The 14,369-nt window shown below is 51.7% G+C and carries 13 protein-coding genes and 1 tRNA gene; 8 read left to right on the top strand and 6 right to left on the bottom strand.

Going from position 1 to position 14,369, the window contains the following annotated elements; translation table 11 throughout:
- Positions 1-83 precede the first annotated feature (83 nt).
- The 3 genes from P3T48_RS08905 to P3T48_RS08895 all read left to right on the top strand — a co-directional run bounded on the left by P3T48_RS08905 (position 84) and on the right by P3T48_RS08895 (position 1,290).
- Complete coding sequence (locus P3T48_RS08905; RefSeq protein ID WP_022253136.1) at positions 84-182, top strand: smalltalk protein; 99 nt, start codon at positions 84-86, stop codon at positions 180-182.
- 194 nt (positions 183-376) lie between these two features.
- Positions 377-655 (top strand): hypothetical protein, encoded by a 279-nt coding sequence (locus P3T48_RS08900; RefSeq protein ID WP_022253137.1) that lies wholly within the window; start codon positions 377-379, stop codon positions 653-655.
- Between the two features lie 38 nt (positions 656-693).
- Positions 694-1,290 carry a hypothetical protein gene (locus P3T48_RS08895; RefSeq protein ID WP_276506455.1) on the top strand — a complete coding sequence of 199 codons (597 nt, stop codon included), beginning with the start codon at positions 694-696 and terminating at the stop codon, positions 1,288-1,290.
- 99 nt (positions 1,291-1,389) lie between these two features.
- On the opposite strand, the gene menB is transcribed toward P3T48_RS08895, so the two are convergent.
- The 4 genes from menB to P3T48_RS08875 all read right to left on the bottom strand — a co-directional run bounded on the left by menB (position 1,390) and on the right by P3T48_RS08875 (position 6,277).
- Positions 1,390-2,211, bottom strand: a complete 822-nt coding sequence (menB, locus tag P3T48_RS08890) for a 1,4-dihydroxy-2-naphthoyl-CoA synthase (RefSeq protein WP_217758168.1) — start codon at positions 2,209-2,211, stop codon at positions 1,390-1,392.
- Positions 2,212-2,683: 472 nt separating this feature from the next.
- The gene (gene menD, locus P3T48_RS08885) at positions 2,684-4,564 is read right to left on the bottom strand and encodes a 2-succinyl-5-enolpyruvyl-6-hydroxy-3-cyclohexene-1-carboxylic-acid synthase (protein ID WP_276506454.1); all 1,881 of its coding nucleotides are present in this window, start codon (positions 4,562-4,564) and stop codon (positions 2,684-2,686) included.
- Positions 4,565-4,788: 224 nt separating this feature from the next.
- On the bottom strand, positions 4,789-5,835 hold the full coding sequence (locus P3T48_RS08880) for a chorismate-binding protein (protein ID WP_276506453.1): 1,047 nt from the start codon (positions 5,833-5,835) through the stop codon (positions 4,789-4,791).
- 4 nt (positions 5,836-5,839) lie between these two features.
- Positions 5,840-6,277, bottom strand: coding sequence for a PaaI family thioesterase (locus P3T48_RS08875; RefSeq protein WP_022253143.1), 438 nt, complete (start codon positions 6,275-6,277; stop codon positions 5,840-5,842).
- 268 nt (positions 6,278-6,545) lie between these two features.
- Here P3T48_RS08875 and lysS point away from each other — a divergent pair, with 268 nt between their 5' ends.
- The 4 genes from lysS to P3T48_RS08855 all read left to right on the top strand — a co-directional run bounded on the left by lysS (position 6,546) and on the right by P3T48_RS08855 (position 11,570).
- The gene (lysS, locus tag P3T48_RS08870; RefSeq protein ID WP_022253147.1) at positions 6,546-8,276 is read left to right on the top strand and encodes a lysine--tRNA ligase; all 1,731 of its coding nucleotides are present in this window, start codon (positions 6,546-6,548) and stop codon (positions 8,274-8,276) included.
- A 100-nt stretch (positions 8,277-8,376) separates the two neighbouring features.
- A complete protein-coding gene (locus P3T48_RS08865) occupies positions 8,377-9,375 on the top strand; it encodes an NAD(P)H-dependent glycerol-3-phosphate dehydrogenase (RefSeq protein WP_022253148.1) in 999 nt (332 codons plus the stop codon).
- A gap of 107 nt (positions 9,376-9,482) precedes the next feature.
- Complete coding sequence (locus P3T48_RS08860) at positions 9,483-10,841, top strand: glucose-6-phosphate isomerase (protein ID WP_276506452.1); 1,359 nt, start codon at positions 9,483-9,485, stop codon at positions 10,839-10,841.
- A gap of 3 nt (positions 10,842-10,844) precedes the next feature.
- On the top strand, positions 10,845-11,570 hold the full coding sequence (locus P3T48_RS08855) for an inorganic diphosphatase (RefSeq protein ID WP_276506451.1): 726 nt from the start codon (positions 10,845-10,847) through the stop codon (positions 11,568-11,570).
- Between the two features lie 60 nt (positions 11,571-11,630).
- On the opposite strand, the gene P3T48_RS08850 is transcribed toward P3T48_RS08855, so the two are convergent.
- Positions 11,631-12,302 (bottom strand): SprT-like domain-containing protein, encoded by a 672-nt coding sequence (locus P3T48_RS08850; protein ID WP_276506450.1) that lies wholly within the window; start codon positions 12,300-12,302, stop codon positions 11,631-11,633.
- 302 nt (positions 12,303-12,604) lie between these two features.
- On the opposite strand from P3T48_RS08850, the gene P3T48_RS08845 reads away from it, so the two are divergent.
- Positions 12,605-12,686, top strand: a tRNA-Tyr gene (locus P3T48_RS08845).
- 136 nt (positions 12,687-12,822) lie between these two features.
- Here P3T48_RS08845 and P3T48_RS08840 read toward each other — a convergent pair.
- The gene (locus P3T48_RS08840) at positions 12,823-14,031 is read right to left on the bottom strand and encodes a GDP-L-fucose synthase family protein (RefSeq protein ID WP_022253152.1); all 1,209 of its coding nucleotides are present in this window, start codon (positions 14,029-14,031) and stop codon (positions 12,823-12,825) included.
- Positions 14,032-14,369 lie beyond the last annotated feature (338 nt).

Genomic DNA, 14,369 nt, shown 5'->3' with positions numbered 1-14,369 from the left:
AGCAACGCCAAGGGGAGTTGCCCGAAAAACTCCCCTATCGAGAATCATTCACCGAAACACAGAACCCTTAAACATCTATCACTATGAAAAAGGACACTTGGAAAACCCTCATTCAGATCGCCATCAGCATCTTGACTGCTATTGCCACCACGCTCGGCATCACCAGCTGCACCCTGGCATAGGCCTTCCGCCACGCCTGGATAGCATCTCAGAACGCCCCTCTCTCATCCTCTCTTCGCCCAAAGCCCGCGAGCCCCTCACAGCAGGGAGCCGCGGGCTTTTCGCTTTGGCATACTGAAAAAAAGAGGAAAACATTTGGCGGTTTGAGGGATTCCTTGTATTTTTGCAATGGTTTATCAAAAAAGAAATAAGGCTTATGTGCAAATATGAAGAAATAGAAGGCTGGCGTCTGTCGAACGGAAAGACCATCAGGGAGATCAACAATGCCGTGCACGATGAGGTGGAACGCATCTACTTAGAGGCGTGGTCGAAAGGCATCTCCGTGCCATATTTCGAGGGCGGCAAGACCTTTCTTGCCAATCCCGACGGAAGCGACGATGAAGTAAATTTTGATATCAGAACAAGACAATACACCATCATCCGACAAGTTGCTGCACCAGGAAAAGGAAAAATGTCCTACTTGCTGCAAGCTTAGTTCCGTTTGCATTTATACAGATAATAAATAGTATTACCATGATTAGAAGACCGGAATTTACAATCATTGCTGGACCCAACGGAGCAGGAAAAAGCAGATTAGGCCCCTTTTATTCAAGTACAAAAGCATTTGATGGGGACAATCTTGCCATGAAACTTCGCAAAGAGCATCCCGACTGGAAAGATTCTTGGGTAGAGGGGGTGGTAATTTCAACATTAATGAAAGAAAAAGACGAAGCTATTCTTTTAAACAGGGACTATGCGTTCGAAACCAACTTTTCATCTGATTTACCCATCAAACTCATTAATGATTTCAAAAAAGCCGGCTATAAAATTTGCCTCATCTATTTTGGATTATCCTACATATCAGACTCTTCCACTCGTGTAGAGCAGCGCCAAGTCATGGGCGGGCACAACGTAAGTCAGGAGGTGATAGAATACAACTTTACCGAAGGTATCAAGCGTGTACGTGCCTCGCTTGCTCTCTTCGAGAACATTCTTTTTGTAGACGGCACATCTGATTTCGGTGACATCATTGCCATTCATATCCCGAAATCGGGCAAACACATGATAACCGACCATCCTCAAATATGGTTTGAGAAATTCTTCAAAGATGCTTTCGATAAACTTATTTGAACCTTTGAGTCAAAGGAGTTAAGACAATAGCCTTATTGCTTGTAATCAAGTCCACAAAGCTGTTGTCTTAACTCTCTCACTCCGTCACTCCTCAGAGCATCATGGGAACTGTGGATAGTCGTCGAAGCGGGGCTTGCGCTTCTCGAGGAAGGCCTTGCCGCCCTCCTGCGCCTCGTCCATGGTGTAATAGAGCATGGTGGCATCGCCTGCCAGCTCCTGGATGCCTGCCTGTCCGTCGAGCTCGGCATTGAGTCCGGCCTTGATCATGCGCAGTGCCAAGGGCGAGCGCTCCATCATGATCTCGGCCCACTCCACGCAGGTATCCTCCAGCTCGGCGAGGGGCACCACCTTGTTGACCATGCCCATTTCCTCGGCCTCACGGGCGCTGTACTGGCGGCACAGGAACCATATCTCGCGGGCCTTCTTCTGTCCCACCATGCGTGCCAGGTAAGAGGCACCGAAGCCTGCGTCGAAGCTTCCCACCTTGGGCCCCGTCTGTCCGAAGATGGCATTCTCGGAGGCGATGGTGAGGTCGCACATCACGTGGAGCACATGGCCGCCACCGATGGCATAGCCGTTCACCATGGCGATGACGGGCTTGGGCAGACGGCGTATCTGCATCTGCACGTCGAGCACATTGAGGCGTGGCACTCCGTCGGTTCCCACGTATCCTCCGCGTCCCTTGACGTGCATGTCGCCTCCGGCACAGAAGGCCTTGTCGCCGGCACCGGTGAGGATGACTACTCGTATGTCCTGACTCTCACGGCAATAGCTGAAGGCCTGCGACATCTCCCATGTGGTGAGGGGTGTGAAGGCATTGCGATAACGCTCTCGGTTGATGGTTATCTTGGCTATGTGATGATACTCTTCGAAGATGATTTCCTTGAAATCAAATCCTTCTATTTTTTTCCATTCTCTCATATCGTTGTATTTTGTGGTTTATTCAAATTTCGCTTGTTCAGAAGTTAAGGGAGTTATCGCTCATATAAGCAGCACGCCCTGAACCAACGGTCACCGGCCGAAGGGAATTGGAAATCGCTGGCCGAAGGGTAAAGCAAAGGTAAAGGGCAGAAACTCATATAAGCAGCACGCCCTGAAAGGGCAGAAGCTCTTAGCCCAGGGCAACGCCCTGGGGTTATCATGTTCGCAAAACTTGTCACCCTGTAAGGGCAAAAGCTTTAAAACTCCAGGGGCAATTTGTAAAGCTTTTGCCCTTACAGGGCGTATTGCTGATTGCCTTTATACCCAGGGCGTTGCCCTGGGCTAGGAGCTTCTGCCCTTTCAGGGCGTGCTGCTTAATGAATACACCCACAAAGACTATTGTCTTAACTCCTTTAACTCCTTTAACTCCTTAACTCCTTTATCTCCTTAACTCCTTAACTCCTTTAACTCCTTAACTCCTTAACTCCTGAGTATTCTCCCCGAAAAATCCCTCCACGGCCTCGTTGTCGGCATCGATGTCGGTGAACACCTCCATGAGCATGGGGCGGTCGGACTCGGCATGGATGAGCCAGTCGATGCCCTGTCGTAGGGAGGCCATGTCGTCGGCATTCTGATAAGCCACTCCGTGAGCCTGACAGAGGTGACAGGCCGAGGTGACGTGCTCTGCCATCACCAAGCGCTCGCGGGCGGCACTCTGCTTCAGACCCTCGAACTTGCCGAAGATGGCACCTCCGCCATTGTTGAGCAGGAGGATGCGCAGACTGCCGTTGATATTGCGGTTCCAGAGGGCGTTCTGGTCGTAGAAGAAGCTCAGGTCGCCCAGCACGCAGAACACCTTCTGCTGGCTCTTGGCGTCGGGATGATGCTGTTCGGAGAGCACCACCGACAGGCCTGCTGCTGCAGAGAGCGTGCCCTCGATGCCGTTGACGCCACGACAGCAATGCACATACTGGCAGGCGTAGATGCCCGCCAGGCGGATGGGCATGCTGTTGCCATAGAAGAGACGGCACTCGCTCGTGTCGCCCAGCACGGAGTGGGCAAGATACTCCTGCTGGAAGTATTTCACTGCCGCCATGCTGCTGTAGGGCGGCTCATAGTCGTAGGCGTGCCTCTTGGCCGCACGCAGAGCCCAGAACCACCGGTCCTTGAAGTCGTCGACATCGGCACTGTAGGCCTGGTCGTAATCGGTCATGGCAGAGGCCAGCTGGTCGGGGTCGCACTGGAAGATGCGGTCTATGTGCATGAAGGTGTCCACCATCTCGCCGTCCTTGCTCACCCGCCACACCTTGGCTCCACCTCCTCCCTGCTCCCTGCTGCGGGCTGCCCGTCGCAGGAACTGCTTGAGGCGCTTGCTCACCAGCGTGCCGCCCACATAGAGGATGAAGTCGGGCATGAGGTCCTCAACATCGTAGGTCGCCATGCGTCGCCGCATCACGGGCACCTCTATATCTCCTTTCTCCAACCGGGCGAGCACCTCCTCGAAACTGCTTGCCAAGAGGTTGCTGGAGTAGTCGTGCGAGGCGGGGTCCTTGCTCGACGTGCCGAGAGCGGTGGGCTCGATGAGCGTCACTGCCCACGAGCTGATGTTCTTGATGCCATGGAGCGAGGTCGAGGGATAGTCCTGTCCCACGACGATCATCGGCCTGCGGGCGTTCAGGAAGTCGAGCAGGTCGCCATAGTGGAATCCGCCTCCGTAGAGACCGGTCCTCACATAGTCTACCCAGTGGGTATGGGGGAGCTCCTTCTGGGTGAACTCGTAGAGGGGTTCGGCGATGTGTATGTTGATGTGCACGGGGCCCGACTTGCGGTGCACGCAGTCGATGACGGCCTCGTGGGCCTGTCGCTCGCAATACCAAGCCTGCTCGTCGTGCATCTGGGCAGAGGCAGGGTGGTCTAATAAATAAGGTGTAATCATCGGCAGGTCGACACTCCTGTTCACCATCTGTCCGAAGACGTGGGCTTGCGGAAGGGTCTGCCCATCCTGCTGACCTATCCACGCCTCGGGGCGGTCGGCAGAGATGACGATGATGGGCAACTTTTGATAGTAGGCTTCGGCAACGGCGGGATAGACATTGAGCAGGGCTGAGCCCGAGGTGACGCACACCGCCACGGGGTCGGGACTATAGCCCAGCGAGCCTGCCATCGACATGCCCAAGGCCATGAAACCGGCACTGCGCTCGTCGGTGACGGGATAGCACGTGATGCCCTCCGCCTCGTTGAAATTGTGAACCAAGGGGGCGTTCCTGCTTCCGGGACACACCACCACTCGCCTTACACCATGGCTCTTGAGCACACTGGTCAGGATATTGACATTCTCGATATTGCTATACATTTTTTTTATGAATGTTGAATGTTTAATTTCAGGAGTTAAAGGAGTTAAGGAGTTATCGCTCCCTGCGGTCGCTGAGGAGTTAAGACAAATGCTTTTAGAGGGCAATGTTTTAATGTTTGATTTCAAGCAATAAGACTGTTGTCTTAACTCCTTTAACTCCTTAACTCCTTTAACTCCTGAGTATTCTCCTTAACTCCTTTAACTCCTGAGTATTCTCCCTAAACTCAAACCAGCTCCATCATGGTCTGCATCTTGGCCTCGGTCTCCCTCCACTCCTTCTCCATCTCGCTCTCCTTCAGGAGGCCGCCACCGGCATAGAGCTCGCAGATGCCGCCAGGCAGAAGACGCATACAGCGGAGCGACACGAAGAGATGGGTATCGGCACGGGGCGACAGCATGCCCACGAAACCACTGTAGTACCGACGGGGCTCGTGCTCATGACGCAGGATAAACCTGCGGGCTGGCTCCTTGGGAATGCCACACACGGCTGGCGTGGGATAGAGCGCTTCGAGCACATCGCCCAGCACGTCGGCACAGGGCAGACGGAAATGGATGTCAGTACGCAGATGACACAGATGGGCCGCCGTCATCGTGTAGGGACCCTGCAGACGATAGTCGTCGGAGAAGGTCCTGATGCACGCCTCGATATAGTCGGTGACGTACTGCTGCTCCTCCTGGTCCTTCTGCGGCCACTCCAGGCCCTCTACAGCCTTCGTGGATAAGGGCGGGATGGTAGTAGCAGGCGCCTTCTGCGTGCCCGCCAACGACATGGTATGAAAGGCATTGCCGTTGCCCTGGAGTAGGATTTCGGGCGTTGCCATCAGCCACATTCCCGAAGGCTCTGTATACACCAAAGCCACAAAGAGACGGGGATACAGGCGACAGGCCTTCTGGAAGAGTGCCTCTGCCGATAAACGGGTGTGCAGGGTGGACTTGCGTGCCAAGACTATCTTGCGAAACACGCCACGCTCCAACTGCCCGTGAAAACATTCATAGTCGCGGGCATAAGCCTCTGTGCAGGGCGATTTCTGCACTCGTCGTCCTCCATTGGCATCATCAACGCACTGAGCTTCTGACACAAAGTCACGCACTTCGTCGGGACGAATCAGCACCACGGGGCATTCGGCCGAAGGCTGGAAGGGCGCTATCACGAAGCCTTCCTTGCCATTGAGCTGAGCCACAGAGGAGAGGATTTCGGGCTCTTCCACGTGCTGCGCCACATAGGTGGCATGCTGCTCGCAGGGCAAACGATAATACGCAAAAGCCGTCATCTTCTTATTCTGCCTGTTTCTTGGGTTGGTCTTTCTTCGGAGTGATCACATAGTTGGTCACCTGCACGGTGCACACGGTCTCGCCCTGCGAGTTGCGTATGTCCACCTGCCATGTGTGCAGCACTCTTCCCTTGTGCACCAACTTGGCGTAAGCGGTAACGGTGTCGCCCTCGGATACGGCGATGACATGGGTGCCGCTCACGTTGATGCCCACGGCAATGCGTCCCGGACAGAGTGCCAGCGAGCCTATGCCCGCCACATTCTCGGCCAGCGCCAGCGAGGCGCCACCACTCAGGAATCCAAAGGGCTGGCGATTGCGCTCGTCGACCTTCATCGTCGCCATGATGGTATCGGGCTCGGGGGTAGAGATGAATTTCATACCCAGCGTCTTCGACAGTCCGTCGGTCTTACTTATCCTCTTTACTATTTCATCTATGTTCATTGTGCTGTTTTTTTTAAGTATAATGCAAAATTAATAGAAATAAGAGATAAAACAAAATAAATAAGGTAATTTTATACTTTTATCTCACATTTACTCAACTTCCGCACATGAGGAAGTTCCTGTCTTTTTCTGACTTATCGAAGGGAAAACTCATCTATTTTGCATCGTTTGCACATTATTAATATATTAAAAAGCATAAAATACTACGTCAGTTAAAATTTTATTCGTATTTTTGCACCACGAATAATAAGATATATCTCAATAGAATATGAACATTTTAGAGTTGAGCGAACAGGAAATAGTTCGCAGACAGTGTCTTCAGACATTGCGAGAGATGGGCATCGACCCATACCCAGCAGCAGAGTTTCCAACCAATGCATTCAGCACAGACATCAAGGCTGAGTTCAAAGACGAGGACGAGCCACGCCAGGTAGTGATCGCAGGCCGTATGATGGGCCGACGCGTGATGGGCAAGGCAAGCTTCGCCGAGTTGCAGGATTCTAAGGGAAGAATACAGGTCTATATCGCCCGCGACGAAATCTGTCCCGACGAGAACAAGGACCTTTACAATACGGTATTCAAAAAATTGCTCGACATCGGTGACTTCATCGGTGTCAAGGGTTTCGTCTTCCGCACACAGACAGGCGAGATCTCCGTTCACGCCAAGGAGCTGTGCCTACTCTCCAAGAGCCTCAAGCCACTCCCTATCGTGAAGTACAAGGACGGCGTGGCATACGACAAGTTCGACGACCCTGAGCTGCGCTATCGCCAGCGCTATGTCGACCTCATCGTCAACGACGGCGTGAAGGACACCTTCCTGCAGCGTGCCACAGTATTGCGCACCCTGCGCAGTGTGCTTGACAACGCTGGTTATACAGAGGTGGAGACTCCTACCCTGCAGAGCATCGCAGGTGGTGCTTCGGCCCGCCCATTCATCACTCACTTCAATGCGCTCGACCAGGATATGTACATGCGTATCGCCACCGAGCTCTATCTGAAGCGACTCATCGTAGGCGGCTTCGAGGGCGTCTATGAGATCGGAAAGAACTTCCGCAACGAGGGTATGGACCGCAACCATAACCCTGAGTTCACCTGCATGGAGCTCTACGTACAGTACAAGGACTACAACTGGATGATGTCATTCACTGAGAAGTTGCTCGAGACCATCTGTATCGCTGTCAACGGCAAGCCAGAGCGCGAGATCGACGGCAACATCGTAAGTTTCAAGGCACCTTACCGCCGTCTGCCTATCCTCGACGCCATCAAGGAGAAGACAGGCTTCGACTGCAACGGAAAGACCGAGGAGGAAATACGCAACTTCTGCAAGGAGAAGGGCATGGACGTAGACGAGACCATGGGCAAGGGCAAGCTCATCGACGAGCTCTTCGGAGAGTTCTGCGAGGGAACCTTCATCCAGCCTACCTTTATCACCGACTACCCTGTGGAGATGTCGCCACTCACCAAGATGCACCGCTCTAAGCCAGGACTCACCGAGCGCTTCGAACTCATGGTCAACGGCAAGGAGCTGGCCAACGCATACTCTGAGCTCAACGACCCTATCGACCAGGAAGAGCGCTTCATCGACCAGATGAAACTGGCCGACAAGGGCGACGACGAGGCGATGATCATCGACCAGGACTTCCTGCGCGCACTCCAGTATGGTATGCCTCCTACATCGGGCATCGGCATCGGTATCGACCGTCTCGTCATGCTCATGACGGGCAAGACATTCATCCAGGAGGTGCTCTTCTTCCCACAGATGAAACCCGAGAAGAAGATGCCTCAGAGCTCTATCAAGGAATGGGAAGAGATCGGCGTGCCAGAAGACTGGGCATACGTGCTCCGCAAGGCTGGCTTCAACCTCATCTCCGACATCCGCGACGAGAAGGCTCAGGGATTACAGCAGAAGATCGGCGAAATCAACAAGAAGTACAAACTCGGATACGAGAAGCCTTCTGTTGATGATATCCAGGGCTGGATTGATGCAGCAAACAAATAAAATTCAAGTTTTTGGGTTTCAAGAATTAGGGAATTGGAGATAATTCTGAAATTCTCTAATTCTTGAAAAAACTTGAGAACATTAAACATTAAATAAAAAGGTGTATAATTGCGGTAAAATTGCGATAATTGGCGGAGGAAGCTGGGCAACAGCTATAGCCAAGATTGTGGTGGGACATACTCATCACATAGGTTGGTATATGCGTCGCGACGACCGCATCGAGGACTTCAAGCGACTGGGACACAACCCTGCCTATCTCATAGCAGCACGGTTCAATGTCGAAGAGATATTCTTCTCCTCAGACATCAACAAGATAGTGCAGAACTACGACACACTCGTGTTCGTAACACCATCGCCCTACCTGAAGAATCATCTCAAGAAACTCAAAACCCGGATTGACGACAAGTTCATCATCACGGCCATTAAGGGTATCGTGCCCGACGAAAACCTCGTATGCTCGGAATATTTCCATCAGGTGTACGACGTGCCCTATGAGAACCTCGCCTGCATCGGCGGACCGTCACATGCCGAGGAAGTGGCGCTCGAAAGACTCAGCTACCTCACCGTGGGATGCAGTGACACCGAGAAAGCCAAGGCCTTTGCCAACGACTGTCTGGCAAGCGAGTTTATCAAGACCAAGACCTCGAGCGACGTGATCGGCATCGAGTACTCTTCCGTGCTCAAAAACGTTTACGCCATTGCTGCCGGTATCTGTGGAGGACTGAAGTATGGCGACAACTTCCAGGCGGTGCTCATGTCGAACGCCGTGCAGGAGATGCACCGCTTCCTCACTTCCGTGCACCCCATCGAGCGAAGCATGTACGACTCGGTCTACCTCGGCGACCTGCTTGTGACGGGATACAGCAACTTCTCGCGCAACCGCACCTTCGGAACCATGATAGGCAAGGGTTACAGCGTGAAGAGTGCACAGGTAGAGATGGAGATGATTGCAGAGGGATATTTCGGCACCAAGTGCATGAAGGAAATCAATCGCCACATGCACGTCAACATGCCGATTCTCGATGCCGTATATAATATATTGTACGAGCGCATCAGCCCGCAAATCGAAATCAAACTCCTGACCGACTCCTTCAGATAAGGACACGCACAGCCCCGTCAACCGGTTTCGGAACAAGAGCTTGTCTTCAAGTAGAAACTTTTTAACACATTCATTTAGATATTTAAATCATTTAGATAAAAGTAGAAATGAAAAGTATCAGCTTAAACATTACAAAGGCTGCTTCCTTCCTCGCAGAAGGTGCAGTAAAGGCTTACGAGCCTAAGGTAAAGGCCGCTCAGGAAGCTCTTGAGAACGGCACTTGTGAAGGTAACGACTTCTTGGGATGGTTGCATCTGCCATCTTCTATCACTCCTGAGTTCCTCGACGAGATTCAGGCTGTGGCCAACACCCTGCGCGAAAAGTGCGAGGTGGTTGTGGTAGCAGGTATCGGTGGTAGCTACCTCGGTGCACGCGCCGTCATCGAAGGCCTCGGAAACTCTTTCGCATGGCTCGTAGCAGACAAGAAGAACCCTACCATCCTCTTCGCAGGAAACAACATCGGTGAGGACTACCTCTACGAGTTGACTACATACTTGAAGGACAAGAAATTTGGTGTCATCAACATCTCTAAGTCGGGTACCACTACCGAGACAGCCCTGGCTTTCCGCCTCTTGAAGAAGCAGTGCGAGGACCAGCGTGGCAAGGACGATGCCAAGGATGTCATCGTGGCCGTTACCGACGCCAAGAAGGGTGCTGCACGCACTTGCGCTGACAAGGAGGGCTACAAGAGCTTCATCATCCCTGACAATGTGGGTGGTCGCTTCTCTGTACTGACTCCAGTAGGTTTGTTGCCTATCGCAGTGGCTGGTTTCGACGTAAAACAGCTCGTTGCAGGTGCTGTCGACATGGAGAAGGCTTGCGGCAAGGACGTGGCTTTCGACGAGAACCCTGCTGCCATCTATGCTGCCACACGTCAGGCACTCTACACACAGGCTGGCAAGAAGATCGAGATCGTATGCAACTTCCAGCCTAAGCTGCACTACTTCGCTGAGTGGTGGAAGCAGCTCTATGGCGAGAGCGAGGGCAAGGACCAGAAGGGTATCTTCCCTGCTGCCTGCGACTTCACTACCGACCTCCACTCTATGGGTCAGTGGATTCAGCAGGGCGAGCGCTCTATCTTCGAGACCGTCATCAGCGTTGAGACTCCTAACGAGAAGCTGCTCTTCCCTCACGACGATGAGAACCTCGACGGCTTGAACTTCCTCGAGGGCAAGCGTGTGGACGAGGTGAACAAGATGGCTGAGCTCGGTACCCGTCTGGCTCACGTAGACGGTGGTGTGCCTAACATCTTGGTTAACGTACCTGAGTTGAACGCCTACTACCTCGGCCAGCTCATCTATTTCTTCGAGAAGGCTTGCGGCATCAGCGGTCTCCTGGAAGAGGTGAACCCATTCAACCAGCCTGGCGTTGAGGCATACAAGAAGAATATGTTCGCATTGCTCAACAAGCCTGGCTATGAGGCAGAGAGCAAAGCCATCCAGGAGCGTCTGGCTAACGAAAAATAATAGATGAAAGAAGCTATTTCAAAATACATAAAAGACCACGGCTTTGGGGAGTTCAACCCTAAAGCCGTTCTTTTTGATATGGACGGTGTGCTGTACGACAGCATGCCCAATCATGCCGTGGCATGGCAGGAATCCATGAAGCAGTTCGACATCCACATGACGGCATCCGACGCCTATGCCACAGAGGGCGCTCGAGGCATAGACACCATTCAGATGATGGTGAAGAAGCAGAAAGGCATCGACATCTCGCTCGACGAGGCACAGAAGATGTACGACGTGAAGACCGAAATCTTCCACACCATGCCTACTGCACAGATCTTCCCCGGGGTAAAGGACATCATGCAGAAAATCAAGAATGCCGGTATGCAGGTGGGCGTGGTGACGGGAAGCGGACAACGACCGCTCATCCTGAGATTGCTCGACGACTTCGGCGACTTCCTCGACGAGTCGCACATCGTTACAGCATACGATGTGAAACGGGGCAAACCCAATCCCGACCCTTATCTCATGGGACTTCAGAAGGCAGGAAACCTTAAGCCCTGGCAGGGCATCGTGGTGGAGAATGCGCCCTTAGGCGTTCGTGCAGGTGTTGCTGCCAATATCTTCACCGTGGCCATCAACTCGGGACCTCTTCCCGACGAAGAGCTCGCCCATCAAGGTTGCAACCTACTCTATCACAAGATGACCGAGTTCTGCAATGACTTCGAATCACTGATTTCAATCCTATAGCGACAAAGCCCCCTTCGCTATAGGATTTTTTCTATCCGTCAAACCAAGAACAAGCGGTCTCTAAACATCTATTTCGGTTTCTTGCAGAACGTGGAGCAACTTAGAATAATCGGCTTTTGAGATGCGTCGCCCTCTGAGGCTTCTCACCTGAGGATAATCTTCGAAATAAGACTCCTGGGTGGTATACCACTGATGATGTCTCACCTCTCGAAGTGCCCGGATCTTTCGCTCTATCCCCGTGGCAAAATTCGGATTGACACGCGACAGGTAATATTTACCATCGTGCATTTCGATGGCCAACATCAAGTAAGTCTGCGGACCTCGCAAAGTCTGTTTAGCCTTTACCTGCTCACTCACCTTCCACCCCTTGGTAGAGGTCATGACCCTGATATCCCAGCCATACTTCCGGTTCAGGTTGTCCATCATCCCACGAAACACGACACCATGCGAAGAGGTATCGCGAAGCCCCGTATAGGCTATGGCGTAATGTATCATCTCATGAAGCAACACACTCTTGGCCTGACGATCGGTCATGTCGTAATAGGTTGTCATCGATATCTTGAAATCGTAAAGACGCACCTTGCCCCACCTCGACACACGCTTAAACGCCATTTGTCCCAAACGGGTTCTGGCACGACTCAAAGCCATAACTGGCAATGGCAGTTGGGCATCGAAATAGGAGATGTTGAATGTTTCAAACCATCTCTCCATCCATTCCACGGTTACTATCATGATTCTTTATTACTTTATTCCTTGTTGCTATGTCCGAAATGTCGGCACAAAGATACTACTTTTTCTGCATTTATACGAACCGAAGCCTAAAAGAATCGTTTCTGCAAAAGAATACAAAAGTACACCCGAATGGTTGCTCATCAAAAAAACGCTTTTTGAGAGAAAAAGCCTACAAAACCCACCTATAGACAAGAAAAAACTACAAAACAGAAGAAAAACAAGGGGAAATATAAAAATAAATGCCAAAATGTTTGGTGGAACGAAATAAAAGCAGTACCTTTGCAATCGCTTTTGAAAAGCAAGGGTGGTTACCAGAGTGGCCAAATGGGGCAGACTGTAAATCTGCTGGCTATGCCTTCGGTGGTTCGAATCCATCACCACCCACTTTTTCCCAACATAACTCGTGATAAAAGAGTCCGGATTTCCTACGAAATCTGGATTTTTTTGTTTATACGTCACTTATACCAAACCAACATTAAACAAACAGCCCCCGTTCATAAAAGATACGGGGGCTATCGGTTTACTTCAAACTGTCACGATACCATTTGTAGAGTTTCTCCACACCGTCTTCGATCTCCACCTTGTGGGTCCAACCCAGGGAGTGCAGCTTCTCTACATCAATGAGCTTACGGGGAGTTCCATCAGGCTTGCTGGCATCAAACTCTACGGTTCCCTCGAATCCTACGGCCTTGACCACCAGCTCGGACAACTCGCGGATGGTAAGTTCCTTGCCTGTGCCCACATTGATGTGGCAATTACGTATCTCACCCAAAGAAGGAATGGCTCCACCACGTCCCTCAGAGTTGTTGCGGTCTACTGCTCCATCCACCTTGGCACCATAGAATACCGAAGAATACTTCTCTATTCCGATAATATCGCTGAAGTCAACATTGAGCAGCACGTGCACGCTGGCATCAGCCATATCCTCGCTCCACAAGAACTCACGCAGAGGTGTTCCTGTTCCCCAGAGCACCACCTTGTTGTCGTAGATGCCATAGAACTCCAGAGCCTTGAGTATTCGCTCATGCGAGTTGTTGCCGTCCACGTTTCCCTCGCCTATGAGGGCACGGAGCTTGTCGGTAGGGTTAATGGGTCGCTTGTTCATATCCACCTCGATACTGTGCCAGTCGCCGTCGTGGATGAGCTTGGCAAGATATATCTTGCGCATCATGGCTGGCATCACATGACTGTTCTCCAAGTGGAAGTTGTCATTGGGACCATAGAGGTTGGTAGGCATCACGGCGATATAGTTGGTGCCATACTGCAGGTTGTAGCTCTCGCACATCTTCAGACCTGCTATCTTGGCAATGGCATATTCCTCGTTGGTATACTCGAGTGGCGAGGTGAGGAGCACGTCTTCCTTCATGGGCTGTGGTGCATCCTTAGGATAGATGCAGGTAGAACCCAGGAAGAGCAGCTTCTTCACACCGTGCGAATAGGCATTGCTGATCACATTGCACTGCATCTTCATGTTCTGCATGATGAAGTCGGCACGATAGAGCGAGTTGGCCATGATACCTCCCACGAAGGCTGCTGCCAAGACCACTGCATCGGGCTTCTCCTCATCGAAGAACTTCTGTACGGCATACTGGTCTGTCAGGTCGAGTTCCTTGTGCGAACGGCCTACAAGATTGTGATAACCTCTCTTCTCGAGGTTGTTCCAGATTGCAGAACCCACCAGTCCGTGGTGTCCTGCAATATAAATCTTAGAATCTTTGCTTAATGACATATTTCTATTTTTATCAAGAATTTTCTTATCTCTATTTTTTATTTAGTCAAGAATTACAGGAATTAGAGATATACAAATATCCATATTTAAACCTGCATTAACAAAGAAAATTCTTATTAATTGAAGTTTCGCAAGTTTTGTGCCCCACACGCCCTGAAGGGGCAGAAGCTCTTAGCCCAGGGAAACACGCCCTGAAGGGGCAGAAGCTCTTAGCCCAGGGAAACACGCCCTGAAGGGGCAGAAGCTCTTAGCCCAGGGAAACACGCCCTGAAGGGGCAGAAGCTCTTAGCCCAGGGCAGCGCCCTGGGTTATTTTGGGCGCAAACCTGTCGCCCTGTA

It is taken from the genome of Segatella intestinalis, from assembly GCF_029348455.1.
In the GTDB taxonomy this organism is placed as follows: Bacteria; Bacteroidota; Bacteroidia; order Bacteroidales; family Bacteroidaceae; genus Prevotella.
Note: the sequence above shows the minus strand (reverse complement) of the source record. Positions and strands in the feature narration are given on the sequence as shown.